We start from the raw sequence: 15,901 nt of genomic DNA on the forward strand, positions 1-15,901 counted from the left end.
GAGCGGTCTCATGTCGAGAGTGTCGACGCCGACCACTTCGTCTCGTGCCCGTCAGGCTCTCACGGGCGTTCCACGCTGTCGATGAGTGCCAGCACGTTCTCAGCGCCCTCTCGGGTGCCGGTGCGGGTGGCCGCATCCGTCATGGTCGCCCGCGCCCTCCCATCGCGAAGAAGGGGAATCACCTCGCTCCGCACTCGGTCGGCCGTGAAGTCGGCGTCCGGGATCAGGAGTGCTGCTCCCGCGGCGACGGCGGACGCTGCGTTCAGGGCTTGCTCGCCGTTTCCGACGGCGTAGGGCACATAGACGGCGGGGATCCCCAGTGCGCTGATCTCGCTGACGGTTGCGGCGCCCGATCTCGCGACGACAAGATCGGAGAGAGCGAACGCGAGATCCATGCGATCGACGTAGCGCCGGAGGGCGTACCCCGGGACCTCGGGATCGGGAAGGTCGGAGCGCTCACCCGTCACGTGGAGCAGTTGCCAGCCTGCGTCGAGCACGTCCTGCCACGCGCCGGCGAGTGCCTCGTTGAGGCGCTGCGCGCCGAGCGATCCCCCGAAGACCAGGAGCGTCGGTCGCTCGGCGTCGAGCCCGAAGTGGTCAGCTGCCTCGGCGCGAGTCGCGGCTCGATCGAGATCGACGATCTCACGGCGGAGCGGCATCCCCACGAGTTGTGCGTTGCGAAGGGGGGTTCCCTCGAACGCGACGCCGACAGCCGCGGCGGACCGGGCACCGAGGATGTTCGCGAGACCGGGCTTGGCATTGGCCTCGTGCACGACGAACGGCACCCTCTCGCGGCGTGCGGCGAGGTAGGCGGGCGCCGAGGCGTACCCGCCGAACCCGACGACGACATCGACGCTCCGGTCGTGGAGCATCGCCCGCACGTCGGCGACGGCACGACGGAAACGGGCGGGAAAACGGGCGGCATCGGCGTTGGCGCGTCGAGGGAACGGCACCTTCTCCACGAAGAGGAGCTCATACCCGCGCTGCGGAACGAGTCGCGCCTCGAGGCCCTCCCGGGTGCCGAGCACGAGGATGACGGCGTCGGGGTCGCGGGAACGCAGCGCATCGGCGACGGCGAGGAGTGGATTGACATGGCCGGCGGTACCGCCGCCGGCGAGGAGATACGTGCGGGACGGGCGGGAAGAACTCACCGAGAGATCTTCGCACGCGCGCCCGAGCGGACTGGCGGCGCGATGACCGAACGGGTCGGCAGCGAGCGAGCGAAGGACAGGAGCACACCGCACGCGACGAGGACGGAGAGGAGCGACGTACCGCCCTGCGACATGAACGGCAGCGGCACACCCAGGACGGGGAAGACCCGCAGCACGACGCCGACGTTGATGAGCGCCTGGCCCACGATCCAAATCGTGATCCCGCCGGAGACGATCCTCACGAACGGGTCATCTGTCTTGCGGATCACGTGGAAGGCCCCGACGGCGAATAGGGCGAACAGCGCGAGGACGACGATGCAGCCGATGAGTCCGAGCTCTTCGCCGACGATCGCGAAGATGTAGTCGTTGGCGGCCGCCGGGAGCCAGTCGTACTTCTCGCGGGAGTTGCCGAGGCCCAGCCCGAAAATGCCGCCGCCTGCCAGTGCCCACACCCCGTGGAGGGGCTGGTAGCACGTCGTGAGGTAGTCATCGAGGCAGTTCGCATTGAACAGGCTCATGATGCGGGCCATGCGGTTGGGGCTCGTGATGGCGTACACAGCGACGCCGATGAGGGCGAGGATCGCGGGCACGAGGAAGATACGCAACTTGACGCCGGAGAAGAAGAGTCCCCCGAGCACGATGAGCGCGAGGACCATCGCGGTTCCCAGGTCCTGGCCCGCCAGCACCGTGCCGATGACGATCATCGAGACGGGCACGACCGGAATCGCGACGTGCTTCCAGGAGGCGAGCAGCGTGCGCTTTCGATACAGGACGAACCCCAGCCACAGCGCGAGGGTGAGCTTCAGAAACTCAGCCGGCTGGAACTGGAAGCCGGCGATCATGGCCCAGTTTCGGTTTCCGTGCGCCTCGACGCCGATGCCGGGGACGAAGACGAGAAGCTGGAAGATCGTCGCCATGATGAGCGCGGGCCACGCGATGCGCTTCCAGAACGAAATGGGGAATCGACTCGCGATGAACATGAGCGGCACGCCGATCATGGCGAAGACGCCCTGTTTGATGAGGCCTTCGAACGGGGACTCCCCCGCCGCGGTCGCGGTTGCGGACGTCGCCGAGAGGACCATGACGAGACCGAAGATCGTCAGGAGCAGCGCCGTCGAGGAGATGAGGAGGAACTCGCTCGGGACAGGGGCGAAGATCCTGCCGAGAGAGACGCGCGCCGCGAGACCGCGAGGGCGCGAGGGATCAGCCGAGGTCGACCTGGGGCCCGTCGGAGCCGACGTCGTTCCCGTCATCGATCCCCCTCCCGAGCCGCTCGCGCACGGCGTCGGAGAATCGACGACCGCGATCGGCGTAGGACGCGAACTGATCGAACGATGCCGCGGCGGGGGCGAGTAGAACCACGTCCCCGTCACGGGCAATTCCGATCGCCAGCTCGACGACCCGCGCCATGACGTCTTCAGTCTCCGTGTCCTCGACCTCGAACACGGGCACCCCGGGCGCGTGTCGCGCGAACGCCTCGACGACCGCGGACCGCTCGACGCCGATCACGATCGCCGCCTTGGACGCGGCGCCACGCCCGGAGACGAGGTCGGAGACGTCGACACCCTTCAACTGGCCGCCGACGATCCAGATCGCGCCGGGGAACGCCGTGAGAGACGATGACGCGGCGTGGGGGTTGGTCGCCTTCGAGTCGTCGACCCACGTGATGCCACCCTCGACCGCGACGACCTCGATGCGATGCGGGTCGAGGCGGAAACCGCGAAGCGCCTCCCGGATCGCCGTCGGCGGCACATCGAGCGAGCGTGCGAGAGCGGACGCCGCGAGGATGTTCGCGACGACGTGCGGTGCTCCCAGGCCCTGCTCGGCGAGTTCCGCGAGCGTCGTGATCTCGAGCGCGCTCGTGCGGCGATCCTCGAGGAACGCCCTGTCCACGAGGATGCCGTCGACGAGCCCGAGGTCGCTCGGGCCGGGGACGCCCAGATCGAATCCGATCGCGCGGGCTCCATCGATGACGTCCGCGTCCTCGACCATGCGACGTGTCGCCTCGTCGGACTTGTTGTAGACGCAGGCGACGCGCGTGCTGTCGTAGACGTGCGCCTTGGCGTCGCGATAGGCCTCGGCCGACCCGTGCCACTCGAGGTGGTCGTCGGCGAGGTTCAGACACACCGAGGCGTGAGGAGAGACCTTCGACGTCCCGGCCTGAAGTCCGAGGTACCACAGCTGGTGGCTCGAGAGCTCGACCACGAGGGCGTCGAAACCCGACGGATCGCGCACGGCGTCCAGGACCGGCGTTCCGATGTTCCCCACGGGAGCTGCGCGCAGTCCACCCGCCACCAGCATGGTCGCGGCCAGGCGGGTCGTCGTCGTCTTGCCGTTCGTCCCCGTCACGAGAATCCACTCCGCGGGCGCGCCGTTCGCCGCCGGGACCTTGTCGCGCACGCGCCACGCGAGTTCGATGTCGCCCCAGAGAGCGATGCCGCTCGCGCGCGCCCACTCGATGACGGGATGCGACGGAGCGAAGCCCGGCGATGCCACGACCACCTCGGGAGCGAACGCCGACAGGGACTCCGGAACTGTCGAGAGCGAGCCGGTCCACAAGCCGGCACCAATGACCGGAAGGAGGCGGGCGTACTCCTCGTCCGCACTCTCGGTGAAGACATGAACATCCGACCCGAGTTCGGCGAGAGTGTCGGCGACCGAGAATCCCGTCACCGAAAGCCCGAGCACTGCGACGCGCAGTCCCCTCCAGTCCGCGTGCCAGCTCGTCAGTCCGTCGAGCCTCTCGCTCACGTCCTCGCCAGCCACTCGACGTAGAAGAAGCCGATGCCGGAAACGGCGAGCATCCCCGCGATGATCCACATCCGCACGACGATCGAGATCTCGGACCATCCGCGCATCTCGAGGTGATGGTGGAACGGGCTCATGAGGAACAAGCGCTTCCCGCGCGTCGCTTTGAAGTACAGGCGCTGCAGGATCACCGACCCCGGACCGATGATGAAGACGCCCGCGACGAGGACCGCGAGGAGCTCTGTGCGCGTGAGGATCGCGAGGGCGGCGACGACGCCGCCGATCGCCATGGAGCCCACATCGCCCATGAAGACCTCCGCCTTGGGCGCATTCCACCAGAGGAAGCCGACGAGCGCGCCGACGAACGCCGCCGAGATGATGGCGAGGTCGAAGGGGTCGCGCACTTCGTAGCAGGCGGCCCCGAGATCGGGTGAGAGCGCTCCGCCCGAGCAGGCCTGATTGAACTGCCAGAACGCGATGAGGCTGTACGCGCCGACGACGAAGATGCCTGCGCCCGCAGCGAGACCGTCGAGGCCGTCGGTCAGATTGACGCTGTTCGAGAAGGCGACGCCGATGAAGGTGACCCAGATGAGATAGACGGCCCAGCCGACGATGAGGCCGAGCGTCATGAAGCCGAGCCACGGGACGTCACGGAAGATCGAGATGTACGGCGACGCGGGCGTCTGCCCCGCGGCGTTGGGGAACATCAGCGCGACGATGCCGAAGGGCACCGTCACGAGGACCTGGCCGAGGATCTTGCGCCACCCGGTGAGACCGAGACTCCGCTGGCTGCGGACCTTCATGAAGTCGTCGATGAAGCCGACGACGCCGAATCCCACCATCATCCAGACGACGAGCCACCCGGAGATCGTCGGCGGATTGTTCCCGGTGTATGTCCCGACGAGGTAGCCGACGAGGGCACCCACGATGAAGATCGTGCCCCCCATCGTGGGAGTGCCGCGCTTCTCTCCGTGGCTCGGATTGTGCACGTTGTCAGGGGTGCGGATGACCTGACCCCAGCCCCACTTGCGGAACAGGCGCAAGAAGACGGGGGTGAGGAAGAGAGTGAAAGCCAGCGAGATCGCCGCAGCAGTCAGAAGAGATCTCACGAGAACGATTCTCCCAGACGATCCCCCAGGAACCTCAGACCGGCCGAGTTCGAGGACTTCACGAGCACCCGGTCACCGTCACGCAGCTCGCTCATGAGGTACTCGTATGCTTCGTCGGCGGTCTCGAAGAACACCGCTTCGTCGCTCCACGAGCCCTGGCCGATCGCCGAGATGTACATGCGGCGCGCGTCGTTGCCGACCACGACGATGCGAGGGATCCTCAGACGCACGGCCAACTCGCCGATGCGGTCGTGCTCTTCCCCCGCGTACTCGCCCAGTTCGCTCATCGCGCCGAGGACGGCGACCATACGCTGACCCGGACCCGTGATCTGGGCGAGAGTGCGGAGCGCTGCGGACATGGAGTCCGGGCTCGCGTTGTACGCGTCGTTGATGATGCGCACGCGCTCCGAGCCGAGAGGCTGCATACGCCAGCGCTCCGCGATCTCGACGGTCGCGAGCCGTTCGATGCACGCGGCGAGCGTCACGCCGAGCGCGAGTGCCGCCGTGATCGCCGCGAGCGCGTTCATGATGTGATGTTCGCCGAGCACCCGCAAGTGGAGGGGAAGGGACTCTTCCCCCGCGACGATGGTGGCCGTCGTGCCGGATGCGGACACCTCGACGGCGTCAGCTCGCACGTCGGCGCCCGGACCACGGCCGAACCAGCGCACCGAGATGCCGTTCTCGGCCGCGATGTGCGCCATGGCTGCGACGCGCGGATCGTCGGCGTTCAGCACCGCGACACCACCCGGGCGCAGCGCGCGGACGAGCTCCGACTTCGCCGCGAAGGTGGACTCGATCCCGCCGAAGCCCGCGGCGTGCGCCATACCGACCATCAGGACGACACCGATGTCGGGCTGAACGAGGCCCGCGAGGCGGGCGATCTCACCCGGCGCGCTCGCGCCGAACTCGCTCACGAGATAGCGGGTCGTCGGTGTGACCCGCAGCATCGTGAGCGGAGCGCCCACCTCGTTGTTGAAGGATGCGCGCGGCGCGACGGTCTCGCCCTCGGCTTCGAGAATCCGCGCGAGCAGGTTCTTCGTCGTCGTCTTGCCGTTGGATCCCGTGATTCCCACGATCCGCAGATCGTCCGCCGCGCGCACATCGGCCACGACGACGCGCGCGAGGTCTGCCAGGGCGGCGACGGCATCGGCGACGACGATCTGCGTGATGGCGGCCGCAACGGGTCGTTCGACGATCGCGACCACTGCGCCGCGCTCGACGGCGGCATCGACGAATCGGTGTCCGTCCGTGGATTCACCCGGCTTCGCGACGAAGATGCCACCCGCCTCGATCAGTCGAGAGTCGGTGTCGACGGTTCCCTGAACGATGGTGTCGGCGGTGTCCTCACCGGCGAGGCGCAGTTCTCCGTCGACGGCAGCTGCGAGACGGGCGAGGGTGAAGGCGATCATCGATTCTCCGGCCGGAGGTCTAGGGCTCAGCCGAACTTCGGGAGCAGCGTCGGTGTTCCGGTCGAAGGCATGACGCGGTAGGTCTTGAGCACCTGCGTGACCGCCTTCTGGAACGCCGTCGCGTTGGCCGCAGACGACTTTACCTTCGAAGGCTCGTCGAGCGTGACGACGATGACGTATTGGGGGTCCTCGATGGGGGCCATGCCGATCATCGTCGTGTAGTACGCACCGCTCTTGTAGCTTCCGGTCTCGGGGTCGAACTTCTCGCCCGTTCCCGTCTTCCCTCCGGTGCGATACCCCGAGACGAGAATCGAATCGGACATGGAGCTCTGGACGAAGACGTTCTCGAGGATGTCGCGGGTTGCGGCGGCCGTCTGCTCGCTGACGACGCGCGTGGGATCCGGGAGCTCCGGTGTCACGACGGTTCCGTCGGCTGTCGTGCACGATTCGACGAGCGACAGCGGCATCCGCACCCCGCCGTTGGCGATCGCCGCGTACGCACCTGCGAGTTCGGGCATGGTCGTGGTGAGTCCCTGCCCGTAGGAGGTGTTGTAGACGGTCTGGTTGTCCCAGTCCGACACCGGGTGGACGACGCCCTTCGCCTCGCCGTAGAAGCCGACCGCGCTGCCGTCTCCGATCCCGAACTTCTTGAAGTAGTCGTAGCGCGTCTCGTTCGAGACCTTCTCGCTGAACTTGGCGATACCGGCATTCGACGAATCCATGAGGACACCGGCGAGCGTGTACGTGTACGCCGCGTGCCCGAAGGCGTCGCGCACGCGGGCGCCGTTCGCGAAGGTCTCGAAACCGGATGCCACGACGGTCGAGGTGGGCGACTGACCCCCGGCATCCATGACGGTCGCCGCCGTGAGCGCCTTGAATGTCGACCCCGGCTCGAACGTGCCGCGGAAGATGCGGCTCGATCGATCCGCCTCGGCAGCCGCCGAGGGGTCGTTGGGGTCCACGGTGGGATACTCCGCGGCGGCGCGGATCTTGCCGGTCGCGGATTCGACGACGAGGATCGACCCGCTCTTGGCCTCCATGTTCTGCGCCTGCTCGGCGATGAGCTGCTGCAGGTACCAATTGAGGTCGCGGTTGATCGTGAGCGTGAGGGTGCCGCCGTCGACGGCGGGCGTTTCGCGCTCCGTGCCCGGGATCGTCACGCCGTCCTTGCCCTGCTGGTACGTGCGCACTCCGTCCGTGGACGCGAGGCAGGAATCGCTTCCGAGCTCGATCCCCTCGAGCGGCTCGCCATCCGACCCGATGAAGCCGACGAGGTTCCCCCCGACAGCCCCGTCGGGGTAGGTGCGTGCGGGGTGCGCGACGCACGCGAGGTAGGGAGCGCCGAGGTCGGCGAGAGCCCGGTACTGCTCGGTCGACACGCCCTTGACGAGTTCGGCGTAGCGCGAGGCCGGGTCCTCGGCGAGTTTGTCGCCGACGATCCGCTGCACATCTTCGAGGGGCTGGCCCGTGATCTCCGAGATGTCCGCCGAGACGGAGGACCACGGCTCGGCGTCGGACTCGCCGGCACCGATCTGTCCGTCGAGCTGCGTGATGAGGAGCGGATCGAGCTGGCAGTCGTACCGCAGGACGCTCCCGGCCAGTGTCTGACCTGTCTCATCCACGATCGTGCCGCGCGAGCCGTACAGCGTCTGCTTTGCGCCGAAGGCCTTCTCGATCGAATCGCTCACGTGCTCGTCGGCATTGACGACCTGGATGTCCACGAGACGGACGAGGAATCCGCCGAGGACGGCGAGGACGATCGCGAGGGCCACGACCGTCCGGCGACGCTGGCTGCGTGTGCTCTTCGTCGTCATGGAATCAGTGTGTACTCGGGATGGGCAGGCCATCCGTGATCGGAGGCGGTGTGTTCGACACTCCACCCGTCATGTCGATCGGGATCTCCTCGGCCGGCGGGGAGCTGATCGTCGCGTCCGGAGAGGTGACGAGCGGAGTTCCGGCGACGAGGGAGTTGCCGACGGCCCCGCGGTTGTACGCGTCGATCGTCGAGACCCATGGTGCGGCCTCACTCGTGCCGAGGAGGGCGCCGTCGCTCAGCCGCAGATAGCTCGGCGACTCCGCGATGACCATGCCGAGCGCCGCCGCGTTCGCGGCGAGATACTGCGGCGAGCTGAGGCCTGCGAGCTCGTCGGAGAGGATCTGACGGTCCCACGAAAGCTGGCGCTGCTCCTTCGCGAGCGAGGAGATCTCGTAGGACGTCTGCGTCGTCAGGATCGACATCCCCATCTGGGCGGCGCCGATGAGGAAGGCTCCGGCGACCGCGACGATGCCGTACACGAGCTTCGGGCGACGCTTCGGGGCCGGCGCGTCGATGACACGGAGCGGACTGCGCGTCGTCGTCGGGCGGACGGGCGCGATCGTGGGGATCGCGTGCTGCGCGGCACCGGCGCTCATGCTGCCTCCCTCACTCGCTCAGCGGCCCGCAGCCGCACGGGAGTCGCGCGAGGATTGGCCGCGCGCTCGTCGTCGGAGGCGAGCTCCGCGCCCTTCACGAGCAACCGGAACTTCGGGGCATGCTCGGGGAGCTCCACGGGCAGGCCGGGAAGGCCCGTCGAGCGTGTCGCGTTCGCCAGCTCACGCTTGACGATGCGGTCCTCGAGCGACTGATAGGCGAGCACCACGATGCGTCCTCCCACGGGGAGCACCCCGAGCGCGGCAGGGATCGCCGCTTCGACGGCGGCGAGTTCTCGATTGACCTCGATGCGGAGCGCCTGGAAGACACGCTTGGCCGGGTGCCCCGTGCGCTGCGCCGCATACGGCGTCGCCGCTGTGAGGATCTCGACGAGTCGACCTGACCGATCGATCGGTGCGTCCGCGCGCGCCGCGATGATGGCGCGGGCGTATCGCCCCGCCAGCTTCTCCTCGCCGTAGCGCTCGAAGATGCGGCGCAGGTCGCCCTCGCCGTATGTCGCCAGGATGTCAGCGGCTGTCGTGCCACTCGTCTGGTCCATCCGCATGTCGAGCGGCGCGTCCTTCGAGTAGGCGAATCCGCGGTCGGCCACGTCGAGCTGCAACGACGACACGCCGAGGTCGAACAGGATCCCGTCGGCGGAGTCGTACCCGGCGGATGCCAGGGCCTCGACGATGCCGTCGTAGACCGTGTGCACGAGGGTGACGCGGTCGCCGAAGCGCGCAAGCCGCTCGCCGGCGATGCGGAGAGCATCCGTGTCGCGATCGAGGCCGACGAGATGCAGTCGGGGGAAGCGCTCGAGGAATGCCTCGGAGTGCCCGCCCATCCCGAGGGTCGCATCGACGAGAACGGCACCATCGCTATCGAGCGCGGGGCCGAGGAGCTCGATGCACCGCTCGAGCAGGACCGGGGTGTGGAGATCGCGGAGGCTCATGGTTTCGGGGCCCTGGGTCCCTCGGTCCTGATCCCCATCCGCTCTGACCTGGCACCGGGGAAGTGTGCCAGGGCGTGAGCGGCTGGGAGTCAGGATCGAGGGCACTAGAACAGGCCCGGAATCACCTCCTGCTCCAGTTCGGCGTAGCTCTCTTCGTTCGCTTCTGCGTAGGCGTTCCACGCCGCGGCATCCCAGATCTCGGCGTGCGCGCCGACGCCCGTCACGACGAGTTCCCTGTCGAGGCCGGCATACGTGCGCAGGGGCTGCGGGATCGTGATGCGGTTCTGACCGTCGGGCTTCTCGGCGCTCGCACCGGAGAGGAACATGCGCAGGAAGTCACGAGCAGGCTTGTTGGCGAGCGGGGCTTCGCGAATGCGCTCGTGCACGCGCTCGAACTCCTCCGTGCTGAACACGTAGAGACAGCGATCCTGACCACGGGTCACCACGACGCCACCACCGAGGTCGTCGCGGAACTTCGCGGGAAGGATGACCCGGCCCTTGTCGTCGAGTTTGGGAGTGTGCGTGCCAAGAAGCATCGATCCACCACTCCCCCCTTTGTCCGGCCCCCGCTGGAGTTGTCACCACTTTACTCCACTTCCCTCCACTTTGCTATCGATTCCGCGACGAATCCTCCCCCGCTCCCCATTCGCCCGCTTTCGGTGAGCGCCGGGGCCGCGAGACTGCACCCTCCAGCCGAGACCGCGCTCCGCGACCGCACCCTCGGCCGGAGGATGCAGTCTCGCCGGGCGAAGGGCGGGCCCGGACGTGGCGGGACGGGCCGGGGCGGGAGCGCGGCGGGAGCGCGGCGGGCACGAAAAAAGCACCGACCCGAAGGTCGGTGCTTTTCACGGGATCCGGTGCGACCGGATCAGCAGAAGAATGTCAGCGTTCGCCCTGACGCTTGTCCCAGCGCTCGTTCATGCGATCCATGAAGGAGCCGCTCGTGGACTTCGGCGGGGTGTCGACGCGCTCCACGGGAGGAGCGCCCAGTCCGCGCGTCGGAGTCACCGCGAGGATCACGCCGCCCAGCATCAACAGGAACCCGATGATCCCGGCGACGATGAGGGGTACGGCAACGCCCACGATGAGACCGCCCAGACCCACGAGAACGAGGATCGTGCCGTAGACGATGTTGCGATAGCTCAGTGTGCGCCCGTCGCGTGGCGCGCTGACGACGTCTGCGTCGTTGCGCATGAGATGGCGTTCCATCTCGTCGAGCAGGCGCTGCTCCTGTTCGGAGAGTGGCATGCATCCCCCTCATTACTGCTGGTGTCCGTCGATTCTACGCGGCGCGTCGATCACTAGGCTAGGCCCGTGTCATTCTCGTCTGATCCGATCGCGGCGATTTCCCAGCGACTCGACACCTTTTTGACGGAGCAGCGACGTGACGCGGCCGACATGGGTGCCGAAGCGGCCCTCTTCGTCGAAGCCGGCGCGGCGGCGCTCCAGGGTGGCAAGCGGCTGCGCGGTCGCTTCTGCATCGCCGGGTGGAGGGCTGTGGAGGATGCCCGCACGCGGCATGCCGAGGTGCCCAGCGCCGTCATCACCGCGGCATCCGCACTCGAGGTCTTCCATGCGGCCGCGCTCATCCACGACGACGTCATCGACAACTCCGACACGCGCCGAGGACGCCCCTCCGCGCATCGCGCGCTCGAGTCGGAACACCGCAGCGCCGGCTGGGTGGGGGACGGTGAGTCGTTCGGTCGCTCGGGCGCGATTCTGCTGGGAGACCTGCTCGTCGCGTGGAGCGACGACTTGTTCGAGGAAGGTCTCGTCTCGGTCGGAGCGGATCGCGCGGCGACCGCTCGCGCCGAGTACTCGCGCATGCGACGCGATGTCACGATCGGACAGTTCCTCGACATCGCGGAGGAGTCGGCGTTTCGCACCGAGCCCGATGCGCGGCACGCGGAGCGCGCACTGCGAGTGGCATCCCTCAAGTCCGCGCGGTATTCCGTGCAGCAGCCGCTCGCCGTCGGCGCCGCCCTCGCGGGCGCCGACGAGGCTCAGCACAGCGCGTTGAGCAGATTCGGCCACCCTCTCGGCATGGCGTTCCAGCTGCGCGACGATGTGCTCGGGGTCTTCGGAGACGAAAGCGAGACGGGCAAGCCCTCAGGCGACGATCTGCGCGAGGGCAAGCGCACGGTGCTCGTCGCCTACACGCGGGAGGCACTGGCGCCGTCGGCGCGGCGCGTCGTGGACGAGTTGATCGGCGACCCGTCCCTGGATGCCGGTCAGATCGGCGCTCTCCAGCGGACGATCATCGAAACGGGAGCTCTCGAACGCGTCGAGAAGCTCATCACCGACTACGCGCGCGAAGCGGAACGCGCCCTCAATGGTGCTCGTCTCGACAACGCCGCCGTCGGGGCGCTTCGCGATCTGGCGCGCGATGCGACGGTGCGTACCACCTGACCCGGCCGGTCAAGCGAGCGTCTGAGCGATGCGTCGCACTTCGCTCTTGCGACCAGCGAGCAGCGACTCGATGGGAGCCGCGCCGATCGATTCCTCGTGCGCGAGAAGCCAATCGATCGCTTCGTCGTCCGTGAAGCCCGCGTCGTGAAGGACGATGACCGTCCCGCGCAACGAAGACAGCGGATGGCCGTCGACGACGAAGACCGCGGGCACCTTGAAAGTGCCGTCACGGCGAGAGCCGATGAGGAAGGAATCGTCCAGCAGGCGACGGACGCGTCCCAACGGCTCGCCGAGGATCTCGACGAGCTGGGGAAGCGTCAGCCACTCCGTGGGGAACGCGGTTTCTGCGGTCACGCCACCACTATTCCATCTTCACGAGGAGCGAATCGACACTCGCCGAAGTCACATCAGCCACTTTCATCACTTCAATCACAGTGATTTACTTGCGTTGACACGCGATAACTTCCGTGACAGCGTGGTCGAAGCCGACTGGGAGGCCTCTTGACTACCGACATCGCACACGCATCCGAACGCGACGTACGCGGCTTCGCCGGACCCGTGGCATTCGCGGGCTCTCTCGCGATTCTCCTGAGCGCCGCGCCCGCTTCTGCCGTGACGCCCGCGTCGGGGGACGCGGCGCATGTGGCTAGCCCGACCGGGCAGCTCCCTCGCCTGGTCGCCCTGCCCCGCGTCGCCAACGCGGCTCCCGACACCTACACGGTCGCGGCCGGCGACACGGTGAGCACCATCGCGGCACGGTTCGGCCTGCGAACCGCTGACGTGCTGGCCCTCAACGGACTCTCGTGGTCGTCCTCGGTCATCTATCCGGGACAGTCCCTCAGGCTCACGGGGGCGTCCTCCCCTGCGCCGCCCGCGGCCTCGACCCCTGCCCCGTCGACGACCATCCAGACCGGCGACACGGTGTCCGCCATCGCCGCGCGCCACGGAGTCTCCACGCAGGCTCTCCTCGACGCGAACGGGCTCACCTGGTCTTCCATCATCTATCCGGGCCAGGCGCTGAACCTACCGGGGAACGCGTCCCAGACTCCGCCCACCCCGCCGGCCCCGGCGCCTGCTCCCCCCGCCGGGGCGTCATACACCGTGCAATCCGGCGACACCATCAGTGCGATTGCGCAGCGTCACGGCGCCTCGACGCAGGCGGTCCTCGACGCGAACGGGCTGACGCGCGACGCCGTCATCTATCCCGGACAGTCGATCGCCCTTCCGGGCGCTATGACGCTCGCTTCGGCACCAGCACCAGCACCGTCGGTCTCCGGTCTCGATGCCGAGCAGGTGGCCAACGCCCGCATCATCATCGAGGTCGGGCGAGAGCTCGGTGTTCCCGACCGGGGCATCGCGATCGCCCTCGGCACGGCGATGCAGGAGTCATGGATCCGCAATCTCGATTGGGGTGACCGCGATTCGCTGGGGCTCTTCCAGCAGCGGCCCAGCACGGGATGGGGCTCGGCGGAGCAGATCCGCGATCCCCACCGATCGACGCGCGTGTTCTACGGCGGACCCGGCGACCCCAACGGCAGCGCGACACGCGGCTTGCTCGACATTCCGGGATGGGACGCCATGAGCTACGCGCAGGCGGCCCAGGCCGTGCAGATCTCGGCGTATCCGGATCGTTACGCACAGTGGGAAGAGCCTGCCTACGCGTGGCTCTCCGCCCTCGGCTGATGCTTCGACGGCACCTGTCCAGGGTGAGCCGTTGCGGGGGCTCACGCCCCATCCTCCGTAGACTTTCCGCGTGAGCACGAGTCAGCAGACGGATCCGCTGATCGGCCGTCTGGTCGACGGCCGATACCGCGTGCGTGCTCGTATCGCGCGGGGCGGCATGGCGACGGTCTACGTCGCGACCGACCTCCGCCTCGAGCGCCGCATCGCGCTCAAGGTGATGCACGGCCATCTGAGCGATGACACTGTGTTCCAGAGTCGGTTCATCCAGGAAGCGCGTGCCGCCGCACGGCTGGCAGATCCGCATGTCGTGAACGTGTTCGACCAGGGCCAGGACGGCGACATGGCCTACCTCGTCATGGAGTACCTGCCGGGTATCACTCTGCGCGAACTCATCCGCGAGCAGAAGCGTCTGAGCGTGCCGCAGGCCATCACGATCATGGATGCCGTTCTGTCGGGCCTCGCCGCCGCACACCGCGCGGGAATCGTACATCGCGACGTGAAGCCCGAGAACGTCCTCCTCGCCGAGGACGGTCGCGTCAAGATCGGCGACTTCGGGCTCGCCCGCGCGACGACCGCCAACACCGCGACGGGCGCACAGCTGCTCGGGACGATCGCCTACCTCGCGCCCGAGCTCGTCACACGCGGCACCGCCGACGCGCGCAGCGACATCTATGCGCTCGGCATCATGCTCTACGAGCTGCTGACGGGTGAGCAGCCCTACAAAGGCGAGCAGCCGATGCAGATCGCCTTCCAGCACGCGACCGATTCTGTGCCGCGGCCCAGCGCGAAGAACCCGTCGATCCCCGAGCAGCTGGACGAGCTCGTCCTCTGGGCGACGGAGCGCTCACCCGACGATCGGCCCGTCGATGCCCGCGAGATGCTCGATCGCCTCCGCGAGATCGAGAGCGAACTCGGCGTCGCCCCCGAGAGAGCGCGGACAGCCACGACGGGGATCATCCGCGACGAAGGCCTCTCCTCCGACGACCTGACCCAGGTGATCCCGGCGACGGGCGGGATCACGACGGTGCCCACGTCCGACGCCGACAACGGCGCGCGATTGCGGCGCGCCACGAAGCGGCGCGCCGCGAAGGGCGTATGGATCGTCCTGCTCGTCCTCCTTCTCGCGGCGGGCGCCGGTGGCGCCGGGTGGTGGTTCGGTTCGGGGCCGGGATCGCTCGTCGTCGTGCCGTCGGTCACGGGCACGTTCGCCGAGGCGCAAGCCCGACTCCTCCAAGACACGCTCATCGCGGTCGAGCGCGAAGAGCACAGCCTCGACATCGCGGCCGGGCAGGTCATCCGCACCGACCCGGGGGCGGGCGACCGGGTCGACCGCGAGACCTCCGTGGATGTCTACGTGTCCCTGGGCCCCGCGCCCGTGACCTTCGAAGCCTTCAGCGGGAGATCCGAGGCCGACGCGCGCACGATCCTCGGCGACGCCTTCATCGACGTGGCCGAGGACAACACGACGTTCTACACCGAGCGCGAAGCAGGGACCGTCGTCGGCGTCATGATCCAGCCGGCCGACGGTTCGGAACCCGTCGAGTGCGGCGACGGCTGCACGGTTCGGCAGGGAGACTCCGCGACACTGTGGGTCTCGCTCGGCGGTCTTCCGTCGGTCGTCGGCGAATCGGCGGACAGCGCACGACGCATCCTCACCGATGCGGGACTGCAGGTGGCCGAGGGCGTCACGGAGGAAGCGAGCAACGAGATCGCCCGCGGCGATGTCATTCGCACAAGCGATCGAGAGGGCGGCGGATGGTGGCGCCCCGGCGACCCGATCTCGCTCGTCGTCTCCTCAGGTCCCCCGCTCTTCCCGATCCCCGATGTCGAGGGCGAGACGCTGGGCGATGCCCGCCGCATGCTCGAGGACGCCGGATTCCGTGTCGCATACAACTCCGCCTGGGACGTCTTCCCGATCGCGCGGGTGACGTCGCAGGACCCTCAGGCGGACACCCAGCACGTCAAGGGGACGACGGTGCGCCTCGAACTGAGCTTCACCGACTGATCGCCGATCCGGCACCGCTCACGGC

General features: G+C 68.1%; 14 protein-coding genes. 3 read left to right on the top strand and 11 right to left on the bottom strand.

Annotation, left to right across the window (positions count from 1 at the left end):
* Positions 1 to 59: 59 nt before the first annotated feature.
* The 10 genes from FBY39_RS14095 to FBY39_RS14140 all read right to left on the bottom strand — a co-directional run bounded on the left by FBY39_RS14095 (position 60) and on the right by FBY39_RS14140 (position 11,027).
* Positions 60 to 1,151: a glycosyltransferase gene (locus FBY39_RS14095; protein WP_141932930.1), complete on the bottom strand. Its 1,092-nt coding sequence runs from the start codon at positions 1,149 to 1,151 to the stop codon at positions 60 to 62.
* Positions 1,148 to 2,404, bottom strand: coding sequence for a putative lipid II flippase FtsW (gene ftsW, locus FBY39_RS14100; RefSeq protein WP_141932931.1), 1,257 nt, complete (start codon positions 2,402 to 2,404; stop codon positions 1,148 to 1,150). Before ftsW ends, FBY39_RS14095 begins: the two co-directional genes overlap by 4 nt.
* On the bottom strand, positions 2,355 to 3,917 hold the full coding sequence (gene murD, locus FBY39_RS14105) for a UDP-N-acetylmuramoyl-L-alanine--D-glutamate ligase (protein ID WP_260837997.1): 1,563 nt from the start codon (positions 3,915 to 3,917) through the stop codon (positions 2,355 to 2,357). The genes ftsW and murD overlap by 50 nt, the downstream gene beginning before the upstream one ends.
* A complete protein-coding gene (gene mraY, locus FBY39_RS14110) occupies positions 3,899 to 5,008 on the bottom strand; it encodes a phospho-N-acetylmuramoyl-pentapeptide-transferase (RefSeq protein WP_141932935.1) in 1,110 nt (369 codons plus the stop codon). The genes murD and mraY overlap by 19 nt, the downstream gene beginning before the upstream one ends.
* Positions 5,005 to 6,417: a UDP-N-acetylmuramoyl-tripeptide--D-alanyl-D-alanine ligase gene (gene murF / locus FBY39_RS14115; protein WP_141932937.1), complete on the bottom strand. Its 1,413-nt coding sequence runs from the start codon at positions 6,415 to 6,417 to the stop codon at positions 5,005 to 5,007. Before murF ends, mraY begins: the two co-directional genes overlap by 4 nt.
* A gap of 26 nt (positions 6,418 to 6,443) precedes the next feature.
* The gene (locus FBY39_RS14120) at positions 6,444 to 8,231 is read right to left on the bottom strand and encodes a penicillin-binding protein 2 (RefSeq protein WP_141932939.1); all 1,788 of its coding nucleotides are present in this window, start codon (positions 8,229 to 8,231) and stop codon (positions 6,444 to 6,446) included.
* A gap of 4 nt (positions 8,232 to 8,235) precedes the next feature.
* Complete coding sequence (locus tag FBY39_RS14125) at positions 8,236 to 8,829, bottom strand: hypothetical protein (RefSeq protein ID WP_141932941.1); 594 nt, start codon at positions 8,827 to 8,829, stop codon at positions 8,236 to 8,238.
* Complete coding sequence (rsmH, locus tag FBY39_RS14130; RefSeq protein WP_141932943.1) at positions 8,826 to 9,779, bottom strand: 16S rRNA (cytosine(1402)-N(4))-methyltransferase RsmH; 954 nt, start codon at positions 9,777 to 9,779, stop codon at positions 8,826 to 8,828. Before rsmH ends, FBY39_RS14125 begins: the two co-directional genes overlap by 4 nt.
* Positions 9,780 to 9,883: 104 nt before the next feature.
* Positions 9,884 to 10,315, bottom strand: coding sequence for a division/cell wall cluster transcriptional repressor MraZ (gene mraZ / locus FBY39_RS14135; protein ID WP_141932945.1), 432 nt, complete (start codon positions 10,313 to 10,315; stop codon positions 9,884 to 9,886).
* A gap of 346 nt (positions 10,316 to 10,661) precedes the next feature.
* Positions 10,662 to 11,027 carry a DUF3040 domain-containing protein gene (locus FBY39_RS14140; protein WP_141932947.1) on the bottom strand — a complete coding sequence of 122 codons (366 nt, stop codon included), beginning with the start codon at positions 11,025 to 11,027 and terminating at the stop codon, positions 10,662 to 10,664.
* A 66-nt stretch (positions 11,028 to 11,093) separates the two neighbouring features.
* On the opposite strand from FBY39_RS14140, the gene FBY39_RS14145 reads away from it, so the two are divergent.
* Entirely contained in the window at positions 11,094 to 12,188 is a 1,095-nt protein-coding gene (locus FBY39_RS14145) for a polyprenyl synthetase family protein (protein ID WP_260837998.1), read from the top strand.
* A gap of 9 nt (positions 12,189 to 12,197) precedes the next feature.
* Here FBY39_RS14145 and FBY39_RS14150 read toward each other — a convergent pair whose 3' ends face one another.
* Positions 12,198 to 12,542, bottom strand: coding sequence for an Rv2175c family DNA-binding protein (locus tag FBY39_RS14150; protein ID WP_141932949.1), 345 nt, complete (start codon positions 12,540 to 12,542; stop codon positions 12,198 to 12,200).
* A gap of 147 nt (positions 12,543 to 12,689) precedes the next feature.
* Between FBY39_RS14150 and FBY39_RS14155 the strand changes: the two genes are divergently transcribed.
* Positions 12,690 to 13,871, top strand: a complete 1,182-nt coding sequence (locus tag FBY39_RS14155) for a LysM peptidoglycan-binding domain-containing protein (RefSeq protein ID WP_260837999.1) — start codon at positions 12,690 to 12,692, stop codon at positions 13,869 to 13,871.
* A 70-nt stretch (positions 13,872 to 13,941) separates the two neighbouring features.
* On the top strand, positions 13,942 to 15,876 hold the full coding sequence (gene pknB / locus FBY39_RS14160; protein ID WP_141932951.1) for a Stk1 family PASTA domain-containing Ser/Thr kinase: 1,935 nt from the start codon (positions 13,942 to 13,944) through the stop codon (positions 15,874 to 15,876).
* Positions 15,877 to 15,901 lie beyond the last annotated feature (25 nt).

The sequence above is a fragment of the Microbacterium sp. SLBN-146 genome (assembly GCF_006715145.1).
Classification (GTDB): Bacteria; Actinomycetota; Actinomycetes; order Actinomycetales; family Microbacteriaceae; genus Microbacterium.